The following is a 22,376-nucleotide window of genomic DNA, read 5'->3' on the forward strand; positions in this document are numbered from 1 at the left end:
AGGTCAGGAAGAACTCGTGCGGCAACGGGAAAGGGCTCTCTGCCCCCCGGTGTGTATGATTCGGGTGTGCTCTGCCGCCGGTGGGTCTAGGGTGGTGGTGCAGAGGACCTGACCAGGTCCCACGGGATATCGGGGAGAACCCCGGGTGAGTGATTCGCCCCGCGGATATGCATGCATATACTATATGCAGATCACTCTAAGATTATGATAAATGTTGTGAAATAAAATTTAGCCTCTCGAAACGTATTTCGAATTTTTTGCAAAAAAATGAATTTTTTACACACAAGCCGGTTCTCCAGAGGCAAGATATCGACAATTATGGTGAGCGGACATCATAAATAACCACCATGGCAGCGGAGAAGTACGGAGGAGGCGCGATCTGCATGACGAGCGAGATGCTCGAACTCGAAGAGATCAAGAAACTCCTCCGTAAGGAACCTCACGGACTCAGTATCCTCGAGATCTCCCGAAAACTCGGCATCGGCAGAAACGTGACGGCAAAGTACATGAGCATGCTCCATGCCGCAGGCCAGGTCGAGGTGCGCAGGGTTGCGGCGGCGAAACTCTACACCCTCGCGCACCGGGTGCCGGTCTCTGCGCTCCTCGGGCTGACATCCGACCTGATCGTCGTCCTCGACCGGAACCTGTGCATTGTATTCGCCAATACTGCATTCTGCACCGAGTTCTGCCCCGGCAGAGATGAGATCGTCGGTTATCCGATTGAGGCATTCCTCCCGGACCGCCCCATCCGCCAGCAGATCACCAAAATGATACACGCCGCTCTCCGGGGACAGGAGCGCAGGTGCAAACTCCCCTGGGAAGTGGACGGGCACACGATGAAGTTCCACGCGACGTTCATCCCGATCGTCTTCGAGGACGGCGCACCGGGGGTGACCGTCATCCTAGAAGACGTCACCCGCGAGGTCGAAGCGATGCAGGACCTCAGGAAAGCACTGGAGGAGAAGGATGCGTTGATCCACGCCATTCACTTCCGGATGCGCAACGCACTCCAGACGGTGTCGAGCATCATGCACCTGCAGACCTCACACCTTACCGACCCCGCTGCACGAAGAGCAGTCCGGGCAACCGAGCAGCAGATCCTCTCGCTCGCCCTCGCCCACGAAGAACTCCACCTCTCGCAGAACCTCAGCCGTGTCCGCATGGCGGATTACATTGCCCGCCTCGCCGGCACCCTCTTTAGGACCTACAACGTGCCCCCGGAGAAGATCGCCTGGAAAGTGCGTGCCCCGGGGGTCGAGATGCCGCTCGAACTTGCCCAGTTCACCGGATTCATCCTCACCGAGCGGATTGTCAACGTCATCCAGCACGCATTCCCCGACGGAATGACCGGATCGATGGAACTGGCGATCGACCGCGACCATACAGGCAGATATACCATTACCGTCCGGGACACCGGGGTGGGTATCCCGGAAGGAATGGAGATTGCCGCGGGCACCACCCCCGGCCTTCCCTCAGTTCGATACCTCGTCGAGCAGTACCTGGGCGGTGAGATCTCAATACGGGGAGACGGCGGCACGACGGTGACGATCGCCTTCAACGGAGAGGAGCCGCACGTGCCCCCTCTCGGGGCTACTCCGGCCGGAGAGCGCACCTGATCGCGCAGATCAGATCCGCGGTGGTATATGGCTTTAAGATGTATCTGGCGGGGGACGTTGCCATTGCCCGGTTTTTGATGGAAGGATCCGAGTGTCCGGTGACGTAAACAATGCGGCTGCCGAAGCGGTCACGAATGATCTTCGCCGCCTCGATACCGTCCATATCACCCATGAGCGTGATATCCATGAAGACCAGGTGCGGCCGCAGCTCTTCCGCCCGGCGGATCGCATCAGCCCCTGTCGCTGCAATCGAAACAACCCCGTACCCGAGTTTTTCAAGGCGGGACACCATATCGAACGCGATGATGCCGTCATCCTCGACGACAAGTATCCGCGTATCTTCACCACCTGTTCCGATCATCTCGCATACATCTCCCGCCCCGTCCGGCCTCCGGCGCCGGTTCGGGCGCACGAGCAGTGGACAACCAGATTTAATGGTATCGTGAAGGGGTATTAACGGTCTTTCGGTTCTTCACCGCGGCCCCCGCCCACACCCAAGATTTCATAAACTACACACTCCACAGGGTGCCCGGACCACCTGGAGGTGAGGTGAGATGAAGCGACTGGAAGGAAAGAACGTCCTGATTACCGGCGGCTCGACCGGCATCGGCCGATCGACGGCGATCAGGTTTGCGGATGAAGGCGCAAACGTCGCGATCAACTACCATGCAAGCGAGACGGAGGCGGAGATCACGCTTGGGGAGGCTCAAGGTGCCTGCAGCCTCATCCGCGAGAGGGGGTGCAAGGGGATGCTTGTCCAGGGGGACGTCGCAAACGAAGAGGACGTCAAGCGCATCTTCGATGAGGTTCTCAAGGCCTGGGGGAGGATTGATGTCCTGATCAACAACGCCGGTATCCAGGCCGCAAGCCCAACCCACGAGATGAGTATGGACGCCTACGATCGGGTCCTCGCGGTGAACCTCCGGGGCGCGTTCCTCTGCTCACGGGAAGCGATCAGGCACTTCCTCGACCGGGGCGGCGGGGGCGTGATCCTCAACAACACCTCGGTCCACGAGACCATGCCAAAACCCCAGTATGCCCCATACGCCGCAAGCAAAGCGGGACTTGGAGCTCTCGGGAAGACTCTTGCACTCGAGTATGCCGGACAGGGTATCCGGGTCAACACGGTCGCTCCGGGCGCGATTAGAACCCCGATCAACCGTGAATGGGCGGAAGACCCGGAGAAGAAAGCCCTCGTCGAGGGGCATATTCCACTCGGCCGCGCCGGGGAGCCGGAGGAGATCGCCGCGGTCTTCGCCTTCCTTGCATCGGATGAAGCCGCTTACATCACCGGGCAGACGATCTACGTTGACGGCGGGTTGACCCTCTGTAACGATTTCAGAACGCCGTGGTCGTTGGGAAGTTAAGAGTGACGAGATTAAAGTAAACGATAGGCTCAAAGAGTTCCTGCCGGTGAACAGCCGGGATCAGTCCCGGATGGCTACCTGAAAACTCAATCGAACCAGGTGACTTGTTTAAACATCTTAATATAATCCTATTTTTATACAGTAGGTCCCGAAACCGGCTGTCCGGAACAGGGCCCGCTGTGGAGTATTCACTGTAGAGCAGGCCTGCCTGCCACCGGGCGGCTCAGCGCAGCAAAGAGCATCCCTGAGCATCATAAACGGAGACCGGACAACGTATGGTCTTTGAGACAAAAGAGGGGCTAACAGACGAAGAGATCGGCCACGGCTTGAAACTCGTCATCTGGGACGGCCTTGCCACCCAAGCGATGGTGACGTTGACCGGCGGCATCTTCCTTGTAGCCTTCGCCCTGCAACTCGGGGCCTCGAACACCGTGATCGGCCTGCTCTCCGCCATCTCGCCCCTTGCAGAACTCCTGCAGATCCCGTCCATCTACGTCGTCGACCGCATACGGAAGCGGAGACTGATCGTTGTTACGGCCTCCCTCGTGGCACGCCTCTGCTGGGTCCCTATCATTCTGATACCGTTCTTCCTCTCGCCCGGGCAGGGGATATTCGTGCTCATCGCATCGATTGTCCTGTACTCAGCATTCTCGGCAATCTCTCACTGCGGCTGGAACTCCTGGATGCGTGACCTGATACCGCAGGACCGGCTTGGCGCATTCTTCTCCAACAGACTCACGCTCTCCACAGCGCTTGCACTCGTCGTCAGCCTCGTTGCCGGGTTCTTCATCGATTCGTGGGAGATCGCCTTCCCTGACCTCCCGACCTACGGCTACTCCGTCCTCTTTGCCCTAGGACTCATCGCGGGCCTTATCGGGATCACGTTCCTCGCCCGCACGCCAGAACCCAGGATGGTCGTCGAATACGAGGAGGACGGCCTCTTTGCCGCGATCAAAAAGCCGTTTGCGGATCTCAACTTCAAGAACCTCATCATCTTCCTTGCCTCGTGGAACTTTGCCGTCAACCTCGCCTCCCCATTCTTCACGGTCTATATGCTCCAGAGGATTGGTCTTGACGTCTCGCTCGTCGTCGGTCTCAGCGTCCTCAGCCAGATCATGAATATCGCCTTCTACCGGTCATGGGGAGGTGTTGCCGACCGGTACTCCAACAAATCTGTCCTCGCAGTGAGCGGACCGCTCTATATGCTCGCGATCTTTGCATGGATGTTCGTCACCCTCCCCGATGTCTACATCCTGACCTATCCCCTCCTCATCCTCATTCACATCCTAATGGGGATCTCGCTTGCGGGGGTCTCGCTTGCCTCGGGGAACATCGGCCTGAAACTGGCTCCAAAGGGCCAGGCAACCAGTTACCTTGCAGCGAGCACGTTCGCCAATTCGGTCGCCGCCGGGGTGGCTCCGATCCTCGGCGGGCTTCTTGTGGACTTCTTTGCCGAGCGTGAGCTCATCTGGACTCTGATCTGGAGGGACCCGGCACGCGAACTCGTCTTTGTCACACTCGATCTTCAGCAGTGGGAGTTCTTCTTCCTCTTCGCCTTCATCCTCGGGCTGTACTCAATTCATCGCCTGACGTCTGTGCAGGAAGAAGGCGAGGCAAAGGAGCAGGAGGTCGTCGACGAACTTCTCGCCGGGGTCAGGCGCGATATGCAAAACTTCTCGTCGGCAGGTGGTCTTCGCGACCTCGTGAAGTTCCCCTTCTCATTGGTCAGATACCGCAGAAAGGGGCGGGAGAAGATAATGAAGAAACGATAAGATGAATCGGTAACCATCATAGCCCAGGAATTTCACTTCGATATTATGAATCGGAGATATCTGCACGCAGGCATCATCATCAGTGCGCTGCTCGCAATGGCAGTTCTTGCCGCAGGATGTATCGGTACACTCCAGACACCGGGTGAGAACAGCACGTCGACACCACAGGAAGAGAGTGTCATCACCCACCCCTAACCAAGGACCTAGAGCGGCATCTCCGTAGAGCAGGCACTCAGCAACCGGCGGTCGGTCCGGGTCTATGCCGAAACGCCGCTCACGCTCGCCGAGATCGGGTAGGTCCTCTGGGCAGCGCAAGGGATCACGGACAGCACGGGCCACCGGACCGCACCTTCCGCCGGCGCACTTTACCCCCTGGAGGTCTACCTCGTCGCGGGAAGCGTCACCGATCTCGAGCCGGGGACCTACCACTACGATCCCGCGGGGCATCAACTCGTCCGCCTCGAGAGAGGGGACCTGCGGGAGGCCCTCAAGGTTGCGGCGCGCAACCAGACTCAGGTCGGCGACGCCCCGGCAACGCTCGTCATCGCCGCGGACCCCGAGCGAACGATCGCAAAATACGGCGAAGAACGGGGGATGCAGTTCGTATACATGGAGACCGGGCATGCTGCCCAGAATGTCTACCTCCAGGCAGAGACGATGAATCTTGCTACCGTTGCCATGGGGGCGTTCGACGATGCCGCGGTTCGCGAGGTCCTCAAGCTTTCGGAGGAGACGGTGCCGCTCTACCTTATGCCGGTGGGGAGAGGGATCCCGGGGAATGTTTGAAGTCAAGAACCGTCCACAGGGGTCCATCATGGACGCCCTCGAAGCAATTCTGACCCGGCGAAGCGTACGGGAGTACACCGATCGTCCGGTCGCTCCGGAGACGGCGAAAAGCCTCCTCGCCGCCGCGATGCAGGCACCGTTCTCCGGGAGCGAGCCGCCCTGGCACTTTATCGCCATCGACGACCCGGATATTCTCGCTAGAATTCCTGCCGTCAGCCCGTATGCCAAGATCCGCCCACCTCCACCGCTCGCGATCCTCGTCTGTGCGGACTTAAGCCACCCGGAAGACCGCGACATCTCGGTGCAGGGCTGCGCCGCGGCGACCCAAAACATCCTCCTCGCTGCTCACGCGCTCGGGCTCGGCGCGGTCTGGACTGCCATCTACCCGGACCCCGATCGGGTGCTCGGGTTTGCAAACCTCTTCTCGCTCCCGGACTCCGTTCTTCCCTTCGCCCTCGTCACACTTGGCCACCCGGCCGCACGCCCCCCGCCGGTTGACCGCTACCGCGAGGATAGAGTGCACCAGAACGCATGGTGAGAGAACCCGCTGGAACGGACCCTCATTCCTTATCAGGGATCATTCGAGATGGCCCGAGAAGACGAAACTGGCAGAGATGCCGGAGCACCAGCCGGCTTTCCGAAGAACAGGATGGAGGCACTCACCGACGGCATATTCGCCTTCGCCATGACCCTCCTCGTCATCAGCCTTGACGTTCCGGAGGGGGCCCACGACCTCTCGGACGCCGCCCTCATGGCAATGCTCGCCGGTTACCTCCCCGACCTCTACCACTACTTCCTCGCCTTCTTCATCCTTGCCGCCTTCTGGATAGCCCATCACGCCCAGGTAGACCATCTCAAGGTTATCGACCGCCGCTTCCTCTGGATCAACATCACGGCGCTCATGTTTGTTGCGCTCGTGCCGTTCTCCGTCTCCCTTATCGGCGACTACCCGGACGAGATCTTCGCGGCGGTCATCTTCGAGGCAAACCTCCTCGCCATCGGCCTGCTGTTTGCCGCGCAGTGGTTCTACGCCACACACAGCGGCCGCCTCGTTCATCCCGGCACCGATCTATGGCGCGGAAGCAGACGGGGGATGGTTGTCCCCATCGTCTCGGCCATCGCGATCCTGCTCGCCCTCGCCGGCTGGACGTGGAGCACCGTGATCTACGCGCTCATTCCCCTCGTGATGCGCTTTCTGCCCCCGAGCAGGTGAGGGACGGCACGACCGACGGCTGCTGCTGGCTGATGCAGTGGATCGCGCCAAGACCAGCAACCATCGCCGTGCAGTCGATCCCGACGACCTCACGGTCGGGGAAGACCTGCCTGAGTCGGGCTATGGCAATCTCGTCGTTTGGATGCTTAAAGACCGGCACCAGCACGACACGGTTTCCAATGTAGAAGTTCGCGTAACTTGCCGGCAACCGCTTCGCGCCCCCGACCCTTCCCGGCATCGGGAGCGGGATGACTGTCAGAGGGTTCCCGTCCTGGTCGGTCGACGCCGTAAGGATCTCATAATTCTCCTGCAGGATCGCGTAGTTCTCGTCGTCCTCGTTCTCCTCTAGGGCGCAGACGACGGTCGTCGGCCCCACGAACCGGGCGATATCGTCGATATGGCCGTCGGTGTCGTCGCCGGCGATCCCCTGCTTTAGCCAGATGACGTTTCCTGCGCCGAGGTAGGCCTCCAGGTAGGCCTCGATCTCCTCCCTGGAGAGGTGCGGGTTCCTGTTCGGGTTTAAGAGGCAGGACTCCGTCGTGAGCACCGTGCCGCACCCGTTCACATCGATCGCTCCCCCCTCAAGAACAATACCGGGGGTGAAGACGGGAAGATCCAGTTCGCGGTTCATGATGAGCGGGATCCGGGTATCCTCCATAAGTTCCTGGTACTTCTCCCCCCAGGCGTTGAAGGTCCAGTCCACCATCGCAAGGCTCTTACTCTTTTGATTGAGGACGAACGTCGGCCCGTAGTCCCGGAACCAGACGTCGGCATAATCTACAATGTGGAACCTGATGCCCCGTGTATCGAGGCCTACCTCCTCAAGCATCGCCTCAACCCGGGTGCGCATCGCTTCGCTCGTGACGAGGAGGTTGATGGTCTCGGACCCGCGCAGAGCCGCGATGATCTCGATGTAGGTCCGCTCTACGCTGGCAAGATCGGGAAACGTCTCCCGGTCATGGGGCCAGGAGAGCCAGACGGCATCGTGCGGCTCCCATTCCGCCGGCATGCGGTAGCCTAAACTCACAGGGGTCTTCCCCGGGGGGAGCCGGCGGGTAAGCGGCCGGTAGGTCTCCGGCCGCCGGTTCCGGAAGAAACCCCAGCCATCCCGGATGGTCTCGTTCTCCGCGAGGTCGACCTCCACGACAATGACCTCCTCGGAGGTCTCGCTTGCCCGGGCAAGGACGTTCCCGAACGCATCGGCAACAAAGGAACTCCCGAAGAACTGGAGATCCCCTTCAGTGCCCACCCGGTTGACGGCAGCGACGTGAACACTGTTTGCTATCGCATGGCCCCGCTGAACCGTCTCCCACGCATCACGCCAGTCGCCTTCAGGTGGCTCCTCCCCGGCAATCCTGCCGATGGCGGTCGGGTAGAAGATGATCTCCGCACCCTGCAGCGCGACAGCTCTTGCGGCCTCCGGGAACCATTGGTCATAGCAGATGAGCACGGCAATCCGGCCGTATTGAGTATCATAAACTCGATATCGGTCTCCAGGCCGGAAGTAGGTCTTTTCGTAGAAGAGGGGATCGTAGGGGATATGCACCTTCCGGTAGGCCGGGAGGAGGAGCCGCCCGTCGGCATCGATCACCACCGCGGTGTTGTAATGCTCGCCGGACGCGGTCCGTTCGTAGACCGGCACGATGACCACCACGTTATGCTCCCGGGCAAGCGCCGAGAACGCATCGGTCGAAGGACCCGGTATGGTCTCCGCGTAGTCCGAGGCGTCTGCATCCTCGTACTGCGGGAAATAGGGGACCCGGAAGAGTTCCTGCAGGCAGAGAATCCGGGCGCCCCTGGCGATCGCCGTTCTCGCCATATCAAGTGTGTGAGCCAGGTTGCGGTCGGGGTCCATCCCCACCGCCGTCTGGATAAGGCCGATCGTCAGTGTGCTCATCTTTTCCATCACTCCGTATTGGTAGGGCTCTAGGGCATCTTATAGCATCCGCAAACGGCCATAGCATTATCCCGCCCCGCGTCGAACCTCGTATAAATGGAATTTGTGACGGTCCTCCTCATAGCAGCCGGGCTTGCAATGGACGCGTTTGCCGTCTCGATCAGCGGAGGCACCACTGTTCGGGAAGACCGGGTCCGGTGGGCTCTCATTATCGGAGGACTCTTCGGTGGGTTTCAGGCCGCGATGCCGGTGCTTGGCTGGCTCGGCGGGGTGAACCTCGCCTCGTTTGTCGGGGCATACGCTCCCTGGATCGCCTTCATCCTGCTTGCCCTGATCGGCGGGCGGATGGTCATCGAGGCGGTGCTGGAGAAGGGCGAAAGCGTTCAGTTTACCACAGGAGGCATCGCGACGCTTCTACTGCTCGCCATCGCAACGAGCATCGACGCCCTCGCCGTCGGCATCACATTTGCCGTTCTCGATACCCCAATACTCTGGCCCGTGGTCACGATCGGTCTTGTAACCTTTGCTCTCTCCGCCGCCGGCGTGCTCGTGGGAAGTTCGTTCGGCCGGATCTTCGGAAGGAAGGTCGAGATCCTCGGTGGGGTGATCCTTATCGGGATCGGTCTCCGGATCCTGCTCGACCATCTCCTCTTCTAATAATCAGGCGGACTCGTCCAGAATCCTCCGCATATCGAGGACGAGCTCTTTGCTCTCCGAGTCGAGCGCGACAAGCCGGAGGTCCTCCGCCGACCGGACGCCGAGACCGAGCTCGGCAGCGCGGGCGATGGTCTCCATTTCAAAGATCCGGCCCTCCATCACCTCCGGCGTCGAGTTGTAAAGACGGAGCAAGGCGATCCCGGCAGCATCAAGGGCGACACGGTCGGTGCTGGCAAGGATGACGTTCGGCGCAATGACGTCGCCCCGCTCTGGCCCACCGGTCGAGAAACCTTGCGTTGCATCCATGATGGCGACATCACAGGGGCAGAACCGGCTGATCTCGGCGATCATCCGGCGCTGGTGCGGCGAGGAGTGCAGTTCCGCCATGTAGTTGTAACCGTCTCTAGGGTCCCGTTCCGCCACGGTCCCCACCAGGTTCTTGAGCGAGAGGGAGACGTGGCCCCCAAATCGGTGAGTCTTCAAGCAGCAGGTTTGGACCACCGCATCCGCTTCAGAGAAGGTCCGGGCGATCAGAAATCCCCGCTTCCAATGGAGACCATCTGGCGGCACAGCCTTCCAGCCGTCGGATTCGAGAACGTCGAGCACCACCACCTCCGCTCCAGCCCGCTCCGCGAGATCGATGATCCCCCGATTCTTCAAGACGGTTCTTGTCTCTCCCATCCCGCTCCGCTCCCCCAGCATGATCGACCGGGCACCTGCGTTCCTGATCTGCCTAAAGATCGCCTCCAGCGTATCAGGATGGGTCGTTGCAGGGAACGGGTCATCACTATTGAAGTTCGCCTTGACAGCAACAGTCTTTCCGCGTAGCATTGGGGAACCAGTCTCGCGCCAGAGGGTCTCGATGGCGTGATCGCGATCCGATGCATCGATGATATAGACTTGAGATGCTGCTGGGGATGCCATGCGCGCAGATTACCCCCCGATGTATAAATATCCTCCGTGCAGCCCTCTTTTCCAAAACATGACCGGTACCATGGGATATGCGCTGTAGGAGAAGTTGGTCTCCATGGCCTCCAGCCAGACACTTTCTGCCCGGCAAGAAGAGTGAGAGCAAAACGCTTATCGAGAGCCGTCCAACCCCGAAAGACTCGTTCATCATCTCCGCAGGAGAGCCATGCCCTGCACTTTGGGGGTTAAATCCAGCGGCCTCATTCGACATGTATAAGAGTACCCCCAGCGCAATACGTAATAAAACCTCAGGCTATCTCGGAGACCGCGAATCCCGCCAGAAACGCCTCAAAGAGGCATAAAGTGAGGTCGCAAGTCTCTGAAAGAGCAAAAGGAATGAGGCCAGTACAACCATGACTTCCAGAATGCATACCCCCCACACCACCTGTCCCAGTTGCCACGAAGAGGTCTTCCTGGATGAACTCGTGGGTGGGCGCTGCCCCCTCTGCGGGTACTCCCTCGATGATGACGACGGTACCTGCAGCGAATATGAGGAGACCCTTGAGCGCTCCGACCTAGGGTGGATGATCTTTCAATTATTTGTCTTCAATCGGTTCTGCAGCAGGGGAGCAAACCCGTTCCAGGTCATGCAGATCCTCTCACGGTACGAGGAACTCGCCCAGTGCAACCCCGCCGACGCAGAGAAGATGCAATTCACTCTGGAAGTTCCGATGAGCCGCTGGGAGCGGCTGCTCCCGAAGCGGTGCGCAAAATGCGGCAGAATATTCTTCACCGGCGGAAAAGCGGTAATCTCAGGAGACCTCTCGGCCCCTGAGCATCCAAAAACGTATATCTGCCCATCCTGCTGTCAGTAAGTCCGCGCAATCAGAGTTGACGTGCCTTTGCCGCCACAGGCGATGCATGGGCCGTCCGAGACGGTGACCAGGTCCGACCGGATATCGGACCCGAGGATGCTCGCATCCGTCGCCGCCTCAATCTTTTCTGCACACTCCTGTGAGCCGCACCAGTGAGCGACCGCAACGCCGCTTTTCACCGCACTGGCGGCCTCCTCGAGGGTCGCGACGACGGTGATCCGGTCGGCCATCGCCTGCTTTGCAGCCTCGAAGAGTTCTCCTCTAAATTCTGCAAAGATCGAGGAGATCCCTTCAACAACGCCCCGACGATCGAGTTTGACCTTCCGCCCCGTGCGCGTGACGGCAACGACCGTGTTCGAGTCGATATCCCGCGGCCCGATCTCGAGTCGGAGCGGTACACCACGCATCTCCCAGTGGTAGTACTTCGCTCCCGGGCGCATATCCCGGTCGTCCAGTTTCACGGTGAATCCGGCGCCTTTGAGTTCCGATTCAAGCTCTGCAGCGGCCGAGAGCACCTCATCGCGCCGCGTCCCGACGATGACCGGGACGATGACGACCTCGATCGGGGCGACCGCCGACGGCAGGACGAGCCCTTTGTCATCACCGTGGACGCTGATCACGGCGGCAATCGACCGCTCGGATATCCCGTAGCAGGTCTGATAGGCGTACTGCTGGTCTCCGTTTGCATCCTCGTAGGTGATATCGTAGGTGCGGGAGAAGTGATCGCCGAGCATGTGCACCGTGCCGATCTGGAGCGTCTTGCCGTCAGGCATGATGGTATCGACCGCGACGGTGTAGTCGGCACCCGGGAACTTGTCCCAGCTCGGACGGCGGGAGAGGATCACCGGGACGCAGAGAGCGTCGTAAAACTCCTTGTAGAGGGCAAGAGCGGCTTCGACCTGTTCTTCGGCCTCCTCGCGGGTTGCATGGACGGTATGTGCCTCCTTAAAAGATGTGATCTCCCGGAGACGGATGAGCGGACGGGTATGCTTCGTCTCGTAACGGAACGTATTGACGATCTGATAGAGTTTCAACGGCAGGTCCGTGTGCGACCGGATCCAGAGGGAGTACATCGGGTAGATTGCGGTCTCGCTCGTCGGCCGGAGGGCAAGCGGCACATCGAGCTCGCTCGTGCCGCCGTGAGTGACCCAGTAGACCTCGTCCTCGAAGCCCTTGATGTGCTCGGCCTCCTTCATGAACTCGGTCTTGGGGATCAGGAGAGGGAAGAGCGTCTCTTCATGATCGCGATCCATCAGGTCGCGGAGTATGCCATATGCACGCTTCCGTATGCCGAACCCATAGGGATACCAGACGTACAGCCCCTTGACCGGGTAGCGGACGTCCATGATCTCAGCTCGCCAGAGGATCTCATTATACCACTGGGAAAAATCATCTTTCCGGGGGAGTGCGCCTGTAGATTCTTCCATCCAACTCGTACCTCAAAAACTATTGATCTGGCTCATTAAGCGATCATACTTAGGATTGCCGGCGTAATAAATGCCTCCACGACCGCTGCAACCGCAAGAAGCGGGACGACGATCCGGAGGAATAGGCGGGAAAGATTCGCTGCCCGGGCGGCGGCATCACCACCACCCCGCCACTCCGCGAGGAGTTCCTGCCCGAGGAGGAGACCGAGGCCACCCGCTATGAGGAAGGCGGGGATCTCAAAGATGCCATGCGGCACAAGCGCCGCCGCGATGAAGGCAAGACCCTGCTGCTCGCGCACAAGTTCGGTCACCGCACCGATCAGGAGACCGTTGACCGAGAGGATCAGCAACGTAACCACACCAAACGAAGCTCCGCCGAGGAAGAGGAGGAGACAGGTGGAGAGGTTATTCAAGAACAGGTTCCAGGCAAGGATTGCCGGAGAGTCCGATAGGATCTGACCTGCCACCTGCTCGGCAAAGAGGGCCATAAGTTCTTCGCCGACCGCCGGATCGCTGACCACGGTGACGGCTCCTAGACCTACCGAGACGGCAAAGAAGACGGCCGCAAGGATCGTGGCCCGGAGAGGGAACACTTCAGACATAGAGCACCATCCGCACCAGATCCCGGATCCCCGGGGCCATGCCGACGACGATCATCGCAAGCAGGATGAGGTGCCAGAGATCGGGATTTCCTTCCCGCCGATACAACTCAAGGACGTATATCGCAGGGATGAGTACCGCGATCTTGAGGAGAAACATCGAGAATGCGGTGCCGGTAATCTCAATCAGGTTCGAGCCCACGACATGCTGCTCAACATAGTGGATGGGATGCAGGTCGATCCCGTAACTTGTTGCGCTCGCATCCAGCATGTGCCCGAAGATGAGAAGTTTATAGAGAATATTCGAGGCATAATCCCACTTGAGCACATAGACCAGAAACGCCCAGAGCGCAAGCGACGTTACGGCGGCAAGAGTGAGGATGACAGCGAGTACATTAAGCGCGATTTGCGTCTCAGTAAGGCCGAACCAGATCAGGGCCGCACCGGCGGCGAGGCAGGCGACGACCCCTGCCCCACCGTAGAACCAGCTGTAGCGGGAGATCAACCCGGCATTCTCAGCAAACTTTCCCGCAAAGAGAGCCACCACCGCAATCACAAAGATCACAAAGAAGATCAGGGGCGTGATCAGGAGAAACCGTAGATCGGACGTGATCATCCCGGTATCCTCAACAACCCTAAGAAGCCCGCCCAGGACAACAAACGGCAGGGTCGCAAGCACCAGTTCGTCGTCGACGGCAATCTTGTACCGCCGGAGCCCCCGATAAACGAGATAGACGGCTGCAATGAGGATCAGGGCATAGGTCAATGTATCGACGAGGGTATACGCCTCACCGTAGCGAATGGGATCTATGTAATATTTGTAGATGAACTCCCTAATCATTACTGATCTAAATGAGCGCAGACCGGATAAACCTACTCAGAACCAAGGTTTTTGACAAGTCCAAGTGGATGCAGCTCCCTCGGGACGTCGTCATCGGACACGGCGTCATCGAGCAGCTCCCGGCCATCTGCGAAGACCTTGATCTCGGTGACTCTGTGCTCATCATATCCGGGGATCAGACCAAAGATGTCGCCGGAAAGAGAGTCGAGGCGCTCCTTTCCGGGTCGTATGATACCACTATATTTACTACAAGCGGCACCGACTACCTCGATACGATCAAGAAGGCCGAGGCGGCATCGGCCGAGGTCGGGTTTGTCATCGGCGTCGGCGGGGGCCGGGTCATCGATACGGCAAAGATCGCCTCCTACAACACCGACCGCCACTTCATCAGCGTACCCACCGCCGCTTCTCACGACGGCATCGCCTCGTCAAGGGCCTCGGTCCCGACCGCCGACGGGAATGTCTCGCTCTCCGCCGAACCCCCCATCGCGGTCGTTGCCGATACCGAGATCATCGCATCGGCACCCCACCGCCTGCTGGCATCGGGGTGTGCAGATATCATGGCAAACTGCACCGCGGTCCTCGACTGGGAACTCGCCCACCGCCTCCGGGGCGAACAGCTCTCCGAATACGCGCTGACCCTCTCGCGGATGACCGCCGAGATCCTCTTTAAGAATGCCGACCTCATTAAACCCCATTCCGAGGAGAGCGCCTGGATCGTGACGAAGGCGCTGGTCTCGTCCGGGGTTGCGATGAGCATCGCGGGGTCGTCCCGCCCCGGCAGCGGCGGAGAGCACAAGTTCTCCCACGCGCTGGATAAACTCGCACCTGGAAAGGGCCTCCACGGCGAGAAATGCGGAATCGGGGCGATCATCACGATGTACCTCCATGGCGGCGACTGGGAGGGTATCCGCGACTCCCTGCGAAAGATCGGCGCACCGACCACCCCGGCCGAGATCGGGATCGATGACGAGACGGCAGTAGAAGCGCTGCTTGCCGCCCGGACGATCCGTCCGGAGCGGTTCACGATACTGGATATGGGGCTGACGCAAGAATCGGCACGCGAACTCGTGAAGATGCTCTACCGGGAGTGAGGTTATGGCAAACGAGAAGACAAAAGTGACCCTCATCGGCGCAGCACTCGCAAAGCAAGGGCTTGAATTCGTATACGAAGGCACCACGTGCCCGGAATGTGAAAACTGCAAGGTGAGCAAGGTCTGCCATAACCTGCAACCCGGGAAGAAGTATCGGATCATGGGGATCCGCTCAAATACCCGACACGAGTGTCCGGTCCACCACGAAGCGGCAGTCGCGGTTGATGTTGCCGAGGCCCCCGTCGTTGCGCTCATCAGCGCTGATATGGCTATAGCGAACTCGCAGGTGCGATATGAGTCCTCCTGCTCACGCACGGACTGTCGGAGTTACTCGCTCTGCCATCCCGACGGCATCATCGAGAAGGGAAAGTATATTGTCGGAGAGGTCCTCGGCAACGCGCCCGAGATCTGCGAGCGGGGCCGCTCCTTAAAACTTGTGGAACTTCGGCCGGTCTGATATTACGGTCTGCTCTCTGCAAAGAGCCGCTGTGCAAGGCTAAGAAGGTCTTTTCGGTCACGGAGCGCCGAGAGCCACGACGCCGGGATTGACTCGATCCCGAAGTGCGCCCCGGCAAGGCCGCCGACGATCGCGCCGACGGTATCGGCGTCGCCACCGAGGTTGACCGCCCAAACGACCGCATCGCGAAAAGACGACGCCTCCATAAAGATCCTAACGGCGCAGTGAGTGCAGATGACGGCATCAAGCGATGGCTCGGGCGCGTGGGCCCGGTAATCCTCGAGCAGTCCCCTGAGTTCCGGATCTCTAGAGAGATCGAGGGCCCGGCTGAATGCCGTATCGGCCGTCTCTCCCCGGCACATCCCGCTGACCATCCGGTTGACGAATGCCGAGGCCTCACCGGCGGTCGAGTCGTGGTGGGTGACGCGGGACGCGGCAAGGCTCACCTCCCATACCTCCTCTGGCGGGTAGAAGATGCCGATCGGGATCCCGCGCATTACGCTTCCGTTGCTCCTGCTCCCCCCGCGTGCCTCATGCACCCTCCTTGCGGCATCCTCCGGGGCGACCCCCCTCTCGATCAAGTCGAGGACGGCTCCTGACGTCGGCCCAAAGAACTTCGGATGGGCGCGGTATACCAAAACCAGGCGTCGGGCAAAGTCATCGGGATCGAACTCCCCACACTCGACAAGGCTCTCTGCCAGGGCTGTGGCCTGCAGGGTATCGTCGGTATACTCCCCCGGAAGGGTGTCATGAATTCCGCCTCCCTCCATCTCCGTTACGGCAATCGGACGCGGGGGAAGGCCTTCCAGGGGCGCGCCTAGAGCATCGCCGATTGCAAGCCCTATGAACGCCCCAAGTGCGCGCGGCTTGTGCATATAAAAAGATCACCAACAAATTATATCTACCCGCGGACAGTAGTATTCTTCGAGGAAAGGTGATATTGTGCAAAAAGAAGAGCTGCTCCACTTACACATGCTGCTAGTTCACATTAAAAAGTATTATGAAAGCACAACCGGGGAAGTGATTCCGACCGATCAGTACGACGCTCTCCACATCTCACCCGTCCATATCCATAAGAATAAAGTCTCACATAAAAAGGCTATTCTCACGTTGGGAAAAGAGATCGTCCAGCACATTAGAACTCATCACAACCCATACATCGAATACCACGCCGATTTTCAGTCCGAACAGATTGCAACCGAACATTAGATGATGAACGATACCGATATCTCCCGGGAGATCATCTCCCGCATCCTTTCTGCCGGGCCCGGCCCTGTTGATGTCCAGAAGATCAAACTCGACGTCTGCAGGGAGTATAGCGCCAATATGCCCAAGAGTTCCGCAATTCTTGCCGCCGCGACACCAGAGGAACGCAAAGTGCTCCGGCCGCTCCTCCTCGTCAAACCCACGCGGACCCTCTCGGGGGTGGCGCCGGTCGCGGTGATGACCTCCCCGCACCCATGCCCCCATGGGAAGTGTCTCCCCTGCCCCGGCGGACCGGAACACCCCTTTGCTTCTCCCCAGAGTTACACAGGTGAGGAGCCGGCGGCGCTCCGCGCCCGGGAGCACGAGTATGATCCCTACAAGCAGGTCCAGGCTCGACTTGGACAGTTCGAGGCGCTCGGGCACCACGTCGACAAGGCGGAGATGATCGTGATGGGCGGAACGATGACCGCCCGACCTCTCGAGTACCAGGAGTGGTTCGTCGGGGCCGCCGTGCAGGCGATGAACGATTACCCCCGGGTCGGGATGGCGCCGGCCTTGCCCGACCTGGAGGCGATATTTGCCGCAAACGAGTCAGCGCGAGTCAGGTGCGTCGCGACAACCTTCGAGACAAGGCCGGACTGGTGCCGAAAGGAGCATATCAACCGGATGCTTAGGATGGGCGTGACCAAGGTGGAACTTGGCGTCCAGCACCTGGACGACCGGATCCTCGAGTACAACCGCCGGGGCCACGCGGTCGCGGACTCTGTCGAGGCAAACTGCCTCCTTCGGGATGCCGGGTTGAAGGTAGGGTTCCACGTGATGCCGAACCTCCCCGGCGCGAGTATGGAGGACGACCGGCGGATGTTTCAGGAGCTCTTCGCTGATCCGCGGTTCCGGCCGGACTTCTTAAAGATCTACCCGACCCTGGTTACTCCGGGATCCGAGATCGAGGCCCTCTGGGAGCGGGGGGAGTACCGGCCCTACACCGAGGAGGAGCTGATCGATCTTGTCGCCTACGCAAAATCTCTCCTCCCGGAGTACGTCCGCCTCCAGCGAATCCAGCGGGACATTCCGGCAAAACTGATCGTCGCGGGCTCGCGGCACAGCAACTTCCGCCAGCTTGCAGGGGCGCGGCTCCGGGAGCAGGGGCTCCGCTGCCGGTGCATCCGGTGCCGCGAGGTGGGCAGAACGCCTGCGCCGGAGGAAGTCGCGATCTCGACCTACACCTACCAGGCCTGCGGTGGGGAGGAGCGGTTCATCCAGGCGGGTTCGGTAGACACCCTCGTCGGGTTCGCCCGACTCCGGTTCCCATACCGGCCATTCCGCGAGGAGCTCGCTGATGCAGCACTCCTGCGCGAGCTCCATGTCTACGGGAGCATGGTCCCCTTGAGCACCCCGGCGACCGCCAGAGATTGGCAGCACCGCAGTTACGGCAGCGAACTCCTCTCCGAGACGGAAGAGGAGGCTCGCGATCACGGCTATCGGCGGCTCGCGGTGATGAGCGGTGTCGGGGTGCGGCCCTACTACAGGAAACAGGGATATGAACGAGTGGGCCCATATATGATCAAGACGCTTCCATGAAGCCCGCGACGCTCGAGTTTGTCAAGCAGAGGTTTGGCGAGTATTACCAGAGGCAGAACATCGCCGCTCCGTCGTCCCTTGAGCAGCGCGAGTGGGGATTTGTCTTCTTTGATGCCGCGGCAGAGATCCGGATGCGGCGGCACATGGCATTTGTGGACCGCGAAGAACTCAACGCGTACGTGAGGAGTCTGGTGCCCGCTCACGCCTACTACTCAACGGCCTACTACCAGACACCATCAGCGCCGACGATGAGCGAGAAGCACTGGGCCGGCGCTGACCTGATCTTCGATCTCGATGCCGACCAGATCGTCCGCGGCCCCTACCCGGTAATGCTTGCACGGGTCAAGGAGGAGACCGAGAAATTGATCGGGATTCTGACCGATGAACTCGGATTTTCCAAAAACCAGATCAGGATTGCCTTCTCCGGAGGACGGGGCTACCACGTTCACGTCACCGATATCGCCGTCCGGGGATGGGGAAGCCCGGAACGGCGTGAGATCGTCGATTATGTCTGCGGCATAGGGCTTGACCCGGACGCGATGCTTGCACCGGGAGACAGGAGCACCCGGCCCGGATGGCGGTGGCGCTATGGTGAGGCGCTCCGCACCCACCTCTCCTGGCTTTCCGGCCTTCCACCTGCCGAGGCGATAGCGTATCTTGCAGGACTTGATGGTATCAGCAAACGAACGGCCTCGGAGTTCGTCGCACATCTGGATGCACATCTCAAGAAGGCCCCAAGTGACCTCCTGCAAAACCGCGTCGTCCGGGCACTCGTGGCCGCACCCGAGTTTGAGGGCCGGATCAGGGATGTAGGGGCACGTGCGGATGAACCGGTCACGACCGACATCAAACGGCTGATCCGGGCGCCCGGGTCCCTCCATGGCGGGAGCGGCATGCGGGTCGTGCCGCTCGAGATCTGCGATCTCGCGGACTTCGACCCGCTCGTGGACGCGGTGGTCTTCGGCGAGCGGGAGGTGCGGATTGACGTGAAGGCAAACATCACCACATCTCTGCTCGGAAATACCTACACGTTGAAGACGGGTACGGTAAGCGTCCCCGAGGCACTCGCGGTCTTCCTCTGCTGCCGGAACATGGCGGAGATAGCCGGAGGTGTGAGGTAACCGATGGCTGCCGATCCTCTTGAACGACTCCGCCAGGCGCTGCTTGACATGCACCACTCGGGAGGGCTCTCCGAGATTGAGCCCAGTCTCTACGAGGAGGCCCGGGCGCATATCGAGAAGCTGAAGGCCGACTATTACAGCCTGCAGAACCCCCTGGAGAGCAGGATGGGAAGCCTGATCATCGAGGAGATCGGGAGCGTCACCGAGACGGTGCAGGAGATCTTCTCCATCCGGACCAGGCAGATCCTCGACCTTGCGTTCCAGCAGATCGAGGGGCAGTACTTCGACAAGGACGAGGCCCGAAAGATGCTCCCGCAGGAGCGGGTGATGTACGAGCAGATCGTCGACGCTATCGAGGCTTGCCGGGAGGCGCTCATCCACGGAGAAGAGACGTCGCTTGGCGAGAGATCCACAACCGCCGCAAGAGACCTCGATAAAGTCGAAGAGACGGCGATGGCCGACGAACCGGAGGAAGAGACAGCCGCTGCCCCCCGCCCGGCCCCATCCCCCTACGCTCTTGTGCATATACGCACCGATATAGAGTCGTTCATGGGAGTAGACGGCAGAGTCTATATCTTAAAGAAGGGTGATATCGTCACCCTGCCGGAAAGCAATGCGGATGTGCTCTGCGAGCACGACATAGCCTTAAATATTAGGCTTAACAAGTAATATAGGTACTCGAAATCAATCAAATAGAGGCTATTATTATGAAAATGCCATCAAAGTTCAAGACGTACTGCCCATTCTGCAGGAATCACCAGATCCACGAGGTCGTAAAGGTAAAGAAGGGCAAAGTGCGCCACTTCAACTGGATCGACCGCCAGAAGGGGCGCAGGAGCACGGTGGGCAACATGGGCAAGTTCAGCAAGGTGCCCGGCGGCGACAAGCCGACAAAGAGGATCAACGTCAAATACCGGTGCACGGTCTGTGGAAAAGCGCACCTCCGGCCGGGGTTCAGGCTCGGCAAATTTGAGCTTACGGAGTAAGATATTATGGTCCGGATGAACAGAGAGAACAGGAGCACATTCCTCCGGGTAAAGTGCCCCGACTGTGAGAACGAACAGGTAGTCTTTGAGAAAGCAAGCACCGTTGTGGAGTGCAACGTCTGCGGGCGTATTCTTGCAGAACCCCGCGGTGGGAAAGCTGATATAAAGGCTGAGATACTGGCAGTACTCGAGTGATTATTTCATGCACGAGAGAGAGTGGCCCGAAGAAGGAGAACTCGTCGTCTGCACGGTCGTGGACGTGAAGGACTTTGCGGCGTTCGTGACCCTGGATGAGTACAACGAGCGAAAAGGGCTCATACCGATATCCGAGATAGCGCGGGGCTGGATTAAGTACATCCGGGATTACATACGGGAGGGACAGAAAGTCGTCTGCAAAGTCCTGGGTGTGGATCCAGATCGTGGCCACATCGATCTCTCGTTAAAGGATGTCAACGAGCACCAGCGGCGCGAGAAGATCCACGAGTGGAAGAACGAACAGAAGGCCACGAAATGGATCGGGTTCGCGTCCGAGGCGACGGGCGTGGACCGCAGGGTAATCGAGGATGCCATATATCATGAATACGGCCAGTTGTACCCGGCCTTCGAGGATATCGTCACCACCGGCGGCGAGGCTGTAGAGAAACTGAAACTCGACAAATCTGTCAAAGAATCACTCATTGCCCTTGCGCACGAGAACGTAAAAGTTCCACGGGTTACGATCACAGGAAACCTCGTCCTGACATCCCCGCGACCTGATGGCGTCAATGTGATCCGGCGGGCGCTCCGGAGCGCACAGCCGAAGATCGAGGATATCGAGATCGACCTGATCTACATTGGGGCTCCAAATTACCGGATAAAAGTTACTGCGCCAGATTATAAGTCGGCGGAAAAAGCTATCGAGAAGGCAGCAAATGCCGCCGTCGGTGTAGTCGAGCGGGCAGGCGGATCCGGCAAGTTTATCCGGAAGCAGAAGGCCGGATAAAACGGTATGAGCAGTCGTATTCGCCGTTGTCCACAGGACGGAAGATATACACTCTCTCCGGTATGCCCGGTCTGCGGCCGACCGTCCCGGCCGGCCCATCCGGCACGCTTTTCACCGGAGGATAGATACTGTAGTTACAGGAGAGCGGCACGCAGATGGAAGACGTCAGAGTAAACTTTCTTCGGGAAGAAGACATCGACGCTCCGATCCTGATCGAGGGCCTGCCCGGCATCGGGCACGTCGGGAGACTCGTTGCCGATCACATGATCTCCGAACTGGCAGCCGAGAAGATAGCAGAGATCTATTCGATCTATTTCCCGCCGCAGGTGATCGTCGATGGGCATGGCGTCACGCACCTGGTCAACAACGAGATCTACCGCTGCGAGAAAGACGGGAAGGCAGCCCTCTTTTTAGTGGGCGACTTCCAGAGCAACTCGGCCGAAGGCCACTATATTCTGACCGAGCATTATCTGGATATTGCTGAGAGCCTCGGTGTCCGGCGGATCTATACACTCGGCGGATACGGTGTCGGGCACCTGGTCGAACACCCAAGAGTACTCTGTTCGGTCAACATGGAGCATCTCCGGCCGGAAGTGGAGGCGGCCGGAGGGTCGTTTGAGAACGCCAAAGGCGGCGGCATGATCATGGGAGCATCAGGACTCCTGCTCGGCCTCGGCAAGATGCGGGGGATCGAGGGGATCTGCCTGATGGGCGAGACAAGCGGATATATCGTCGACCCAAGGAGTGCCGACAGCCTTCTTGCGGTCCTCTCACGCCTGATCGGGATCGATGTCGACCCGACCAGCCTGCAGCAGCGCGCTGAGGCCATGGAGCAGATCATAGCAAAGATCCAGGAGACCGAAGAGGCCCGGGGTCGCGAAGAACTGAGTTACATCGGTTAGTAGCCTCCGCATTTTTGCATGGGTGAACCGTTTTGAGGGATGCGGTCCCCTGCACCGACCACCCGCGAACCGGCGATACCAATCCTTA

The 22,376-nt window shown here is 59.6% G+C and carries 26 protein-coding genes and 1 pseudogene; 20 read left to right on the forward strand and 7 right to left on the reverse strand.

Annotation, left to right across the window (positions count from 1 at the left end; translation table 11 throughout):
- The first annotated feature begins 347 nt into the window (after positions 1-347).
- Entirely contained in the window at positions 348-1,616 is a 1,269-nt protein-coding gene (locus tag ACI94_RS10245; RefSeq protein ID WP_286681394.1) for a sensor histidine kinase, read from the forward strand.
- Here the strand turns inward: ACI94_RS10245 and ACI94_RS10250 are convergent.
- The gene (locus tag ACI94_RS10250) at positions 1,591-1,977 is read right to left on the reverse strand and encodes a response regulator (RefSeq protein WP_066956358.1); all 387 of its coding nucleotides are present in this window, start codon (positions 1,975-1,977) and stop codon (positions 1,591-1,593) included. The genes ACI94_RS10245 and ACI94_RS10250 overlap by 26 nt on opposite strands.
- A gap of 193 nt (positions 1,978-2,170) precedes the next feature.
- Between ACI94_RS10250 and ACI94_RS10255 the strand changes: the two genes are divergently transcribed.
- From ACI94_RS10255 to ACI94_RS10280, 6 genes and pseudogenes are all read left to right on the forward strand, one after another.
- The gene (locus ACI94_RS10255; protein WP_066956355.1) at positions 2,171-2,983 is read left to right on the forward strand and encodes a glucose 1-dehydrogenase; all 813 of its coding nucleotides are present in this window, start codon (positions 2,171-2,173) and stop codon (positions 2,981-2,983) included.
- A 275-nt stretch (positions 2,984-3,258) separates the two neighbouring features.
- Entirely contained in the window at positions 3,259-4,755 is a 1,497-nt protein-coding gene (locus tag ACI94_RS10260; RefSeq protein ID WP_066956350.1) for an MFS transporter, read from the forward strand.
- Positions 4,756-4,800: 45 nt separating this feature from the next.
- Positions 4,801-4,950: a hypothetical protein gene (locus ACI94_RS10265; RefSeq protein ID WP_224732722.1), complete on the forward strand. Its 150-nt coding sequence runs from the start codon at positions 4,801-4,803 to the stop codon at positions 4,948-4,950.
- 117 nt (positions 4,951-5,067) lie between these two features.
- A pseudogene (locus ACI94_RS10270) lies at positions 5,068-5,541 on the forward strand (SagB/ThcOx family dehydrogenase); the annotation flags it as partial.
- Entirely contained in the window at positions 5,534-6,079 is a 546-nt protein-coding gene (locus ACI94_RS10275) for a nitroreductase family protein (RefSeq protein WP_224732721.1), read from the forward strand. The pseudogene ACI94_RS10270 and the gene ACI94_RS10275, both read left to right, overlap by 8 nt.
- A 48-nt stretch (positions 6,080-6,127) precedes the next feature.
- Entirely contained in the window at positions 6,128-6,754 is a 627-nt protein-coding gene (locus ACI94_RS10280; RefSeq protein ID WP_083524769.1) for a TMEM175 family protein, read from the forward strand.
- Here the strand turns inward: ACI94_RS10280 and ACI94_RS10285 are convergent.
- Positions 6,714-8,651, reverse strand: a complete 1,938-nt coding sequence (locus ACI94_RS10285; protein WP_083524792.1) for an agmatine deiminase family protein — start codon at positions 8,649-8,651, stop codon at positions 6,714-6,716. The two genes, ACI94_RS10280 and ACI94_RS10285, sit on opposite strands and share 41 nt — an antisense overlap.
- 96 nt (positions 8,652-8,747) lie before the next feature.
- On the opposite strand from ACI94_RS10285, the gene ACI94_RS10290 reads away from it, so the two are divergent.
- On the forward strand, positions 8,748-9,308 hold the full coding sequence (locus tag ACI94_RS10290; protein ID WP_066956345.1) for a manganese efflux pump MntP family protein: 561 nt from the start codon (positions 8,748-8,750) through the stop codon (positions 9,306-9,308).
- Between the two features lie 3 nt (positions 9,309-9,311).
- Here the strand turns inward: ACI94_RS10290 and ACI94_RS10295 are convergent, their stop codons facing one another.
- The gene (locus ACI94_RS10295; protein WP_066956342.1) at positions 9,312-10,232 is read right to left on the reverse strand and encodes a DUF362 domain-containing protein; all 921 of its coding nucleotides are present in this window, start codon (positions 10,230-10,232) and stop codon (positions 9,312-9,314) included.
- Positions 10,233-10,630: 398 nt separating this feature from the next.
- On the opposite strand from ACI94_RS10295, the gene ACI94_RS10300 reads away from it, so the two are divergent.
- Positions 10,631-11,092 (forward strand): hypothetical protein, encoded by a 462-nt coding sequence (locus ACI94_RS10300; protein WP_066956339.1) that lies wholly within the window; start codon positions 10,631-10,633, stop codon positions 11,090-11,092.
- Here the strand turns inward: ACI94_RS10300 and proS are convergent.
- The 3 genes from proS to ACI94_RS10315 are packed head-to-tail and all read right to left on the reverse strand — an operon-like array spanning position 11,086 to position 13,959.
- Entirely contained in the window at positions 11,086-12,519 is a 1,434-nt protein-coding gene (gene proS, locus ACI94_RS10305; RefSeq protein WP_066956336.1) for a proline--tRNA ligase, read from the reverse strand. The two genes, ACI94_RS10300 and proS, sit on opposite strands and share 7 nt — an antisense overlap.
- Positions 12,520-12,554: 35 nt before the next feature.
- The gene (locus tag ACI94_RS10310; protein ID WP_066956334.1) at positions 12,555-13,121 is read right to left on the reverse strand and encodes a stage II sporulation protein M; all 567 of its coding nucleotides are present in this window, start codon (positions 13,119-13,121) and stop codon (positions 12,555-12,557) included.
- Complete coding sequence (locus ACI94_RS10315; protein WP_066956331.1) at positions 13,114-13,959, reverse strand: DUF63 family protein; 846 nt, start codon at positions 13,957-13,959, stop codon at positions 13,114-13,116. Before ACI94_RS10315 ends, ACI94_RS10310 begins: the two co-directional genes overlap by 8 nt.
- Before the next feature lie 11 nt (positions 13,960-13,970).
- On the opposite strand from ACI94_RS10315, the gene ACI94_RS10320 reads away from it, so the two are divergent.
- Together ACI94_RS10320 and ACI94_RS10325 are read left to right on the forward strand one after the other, a co-directional pair.
- Complete coding sequence (locus tag ACI94_RS10320) at positions 13,971-15,053, forward strand: NAD(P)-dependent glycerol-1-phosphate dehydrogenase (RefSeq protein WP_066956327.1); 1,083 nt, start codon at positions 13,971-13,973, stop codon at positions 15,051-15,053.
- A 4-nt stretch (positions 15,054-15,057) separates the two neighbouring features.
- The gene (locus tag ACI94_RS10325; protein ID WP_066956324.1) at positions 15,058-15,510 is read left to right on the forward strand and encodes a UPF0179 family protein; all 453 of its coding nucleotides are present in this window, start codon (positions 15,058-15,060) and stop codon (positions 15,508-15,510) included.
- A gap of 2 nt (positions 15,511-15,512) precedes the next feature.
- Here ACI94_RS10325 and ACI94_RS10330 read toward each other — a convergent pair whose 3' ends face one another.
- A complete protein-coding gene (locus ACI94_RS10330; protein ID WP_066956321.1) occupies positions 15,513-16,385 on the reverse strand; it encodes an ADP-ribosylglycohydrolase family protein in 873 nt (290 codons plus the stop codon).
- A 67-nt stretch (positions 16,386-16,452) separates the two neighbouring features.
- On the opposite strand from ACI94_RS10330, the gene ACI94_RS10335 reads away from it, so the two are divergent.
- From ACI94_RS10335 to ACI94_RS10375, 9 genes are read left to right on the forward strand one after another with little or no spacing between them, the layout of a single operon-like run.
- Complete coding sequence (locus tag ACI94_RS10335; protein WP_083524768.1) at positions 16,453-16,719, forward strand: UPF0058 family protein; 267 nt, start codon at positions 16,453-16,455, stop codon at positions 16,717-16,719.
- 3 nt (positions 16,720-16,722) lie between these two features.
- The gene (locus ACI94_RS10340; RefSeq protein WP_066956961.1) at positions 16,723-18,297 is read left to right on the forward strand and encodes a tRNA uridine(34) 5-carboxymethylaminomethyl modification radical SAM/GNAT enzyme Elp3; all 1,575 of its coding nucleotides are present in this window, start codon (positions 16,723-16,725) and stop codon (positions 18,295-18,297) included.
- Entirely contained in the window at positions 18,294-19,418 is a 1,125-nt protein-coding gene (locus ACI94_RS10345; protein WP_066956318.1) for a DNA primase small subunit domain-containing protein, read from the forward strand. Before ACI94_RS10340 ends, ACI94_RS10345 begins: the two co-directional genes overlap by 4 nt.
- A gap of 3 nt (positions 19,419-19,421) precedes the next feature.
- Entirely contained in the window at positions 19,422-20,087 is a 666-nt protein-coding gene (locus ACI94_RS10350; protein ID WP_066956315.1) for a hypothetical protein, read from the forward strand.
- 38 nt (positions 20,088-20,125) lie between these two features.
- Positions 20,126-20,404 (forward strand): 50S ribosomal protein L44e, encoded by a 279-nt coding sequence (locus tag ACI94_RS10355; RefSeq protein WP_066956312.1) that lies wholly within the window; start codon positions 20,126-20,128, stop codon positions 20,402-20,404.
- A gap of 6 nt (positions 20,405-20,410) precedes the next feature.
- Positions 20,411-20,599 carry a 30S ribosomal protein S27e gene (locus tag ACI94_RS10360; protein ID WP_066956309.1) on the forward strand — a complete coding sequence of 63 codons (189 nt, stop codon included), beginning with the start codon at positions 20,411-20,413 and terminating at the stop codon, positions 20,597-20,599.
- A gap of 7 nt (positions 20,600-20,606) precedes the next feature.
- Positions 20,607-21,386, forward strand: coding sequence for a translation initiation factor IF-2 subunit alpha (locus ACI94_RS10365; RefSeq protein ID WP_066956306.1), 780 nt, complete (start codon positions 20,607-20,609; stop codon positions 21,384-21,386).
- A 6-nt stretch (positions 21,387-21,392) separates the two neighbouring features.
- Positions 21,393-21,560: an RNA-protein complex protein Nop10 gene (locus ACI94_RS10370; protein WP_083524767.1), complete on the forward strand. Its 168-nt coding sequence runs from the start codon at positions 21,393-21,395 to the stop codon at positions 21,558-21,560.
- Positions 21,542-22,288 (forward strand): proteasome assembly chaperone family protein, encoded by a 747-nt coding sequence (locus ACI94_RS10375; protein WP_273259101.1) that lies wholly within the window; start codon positions 21,542-21,544, stop codon positions 22,286-22,288. Before ACI94_RS10370 ends, ACI94_RS10375 begins: the two co-directional genes overlap by 19 nt.
- The last annotated feature ends 88 nt before the right edge of the window (positions 22,289-22,376 follow it).

The sequence above is a fragment of the Methanoculleus sp. DTU007 genome (assembly GCF_001512385.1).
In the GTDB taxonomy this organism is placed as follows: domain Archaea; phylum Halobacteriota; class Methanomicrobia; order Methanomicrobiales; family Methanoculleaceae; genus Methanoculleus; species Methanoculleus thermophilus.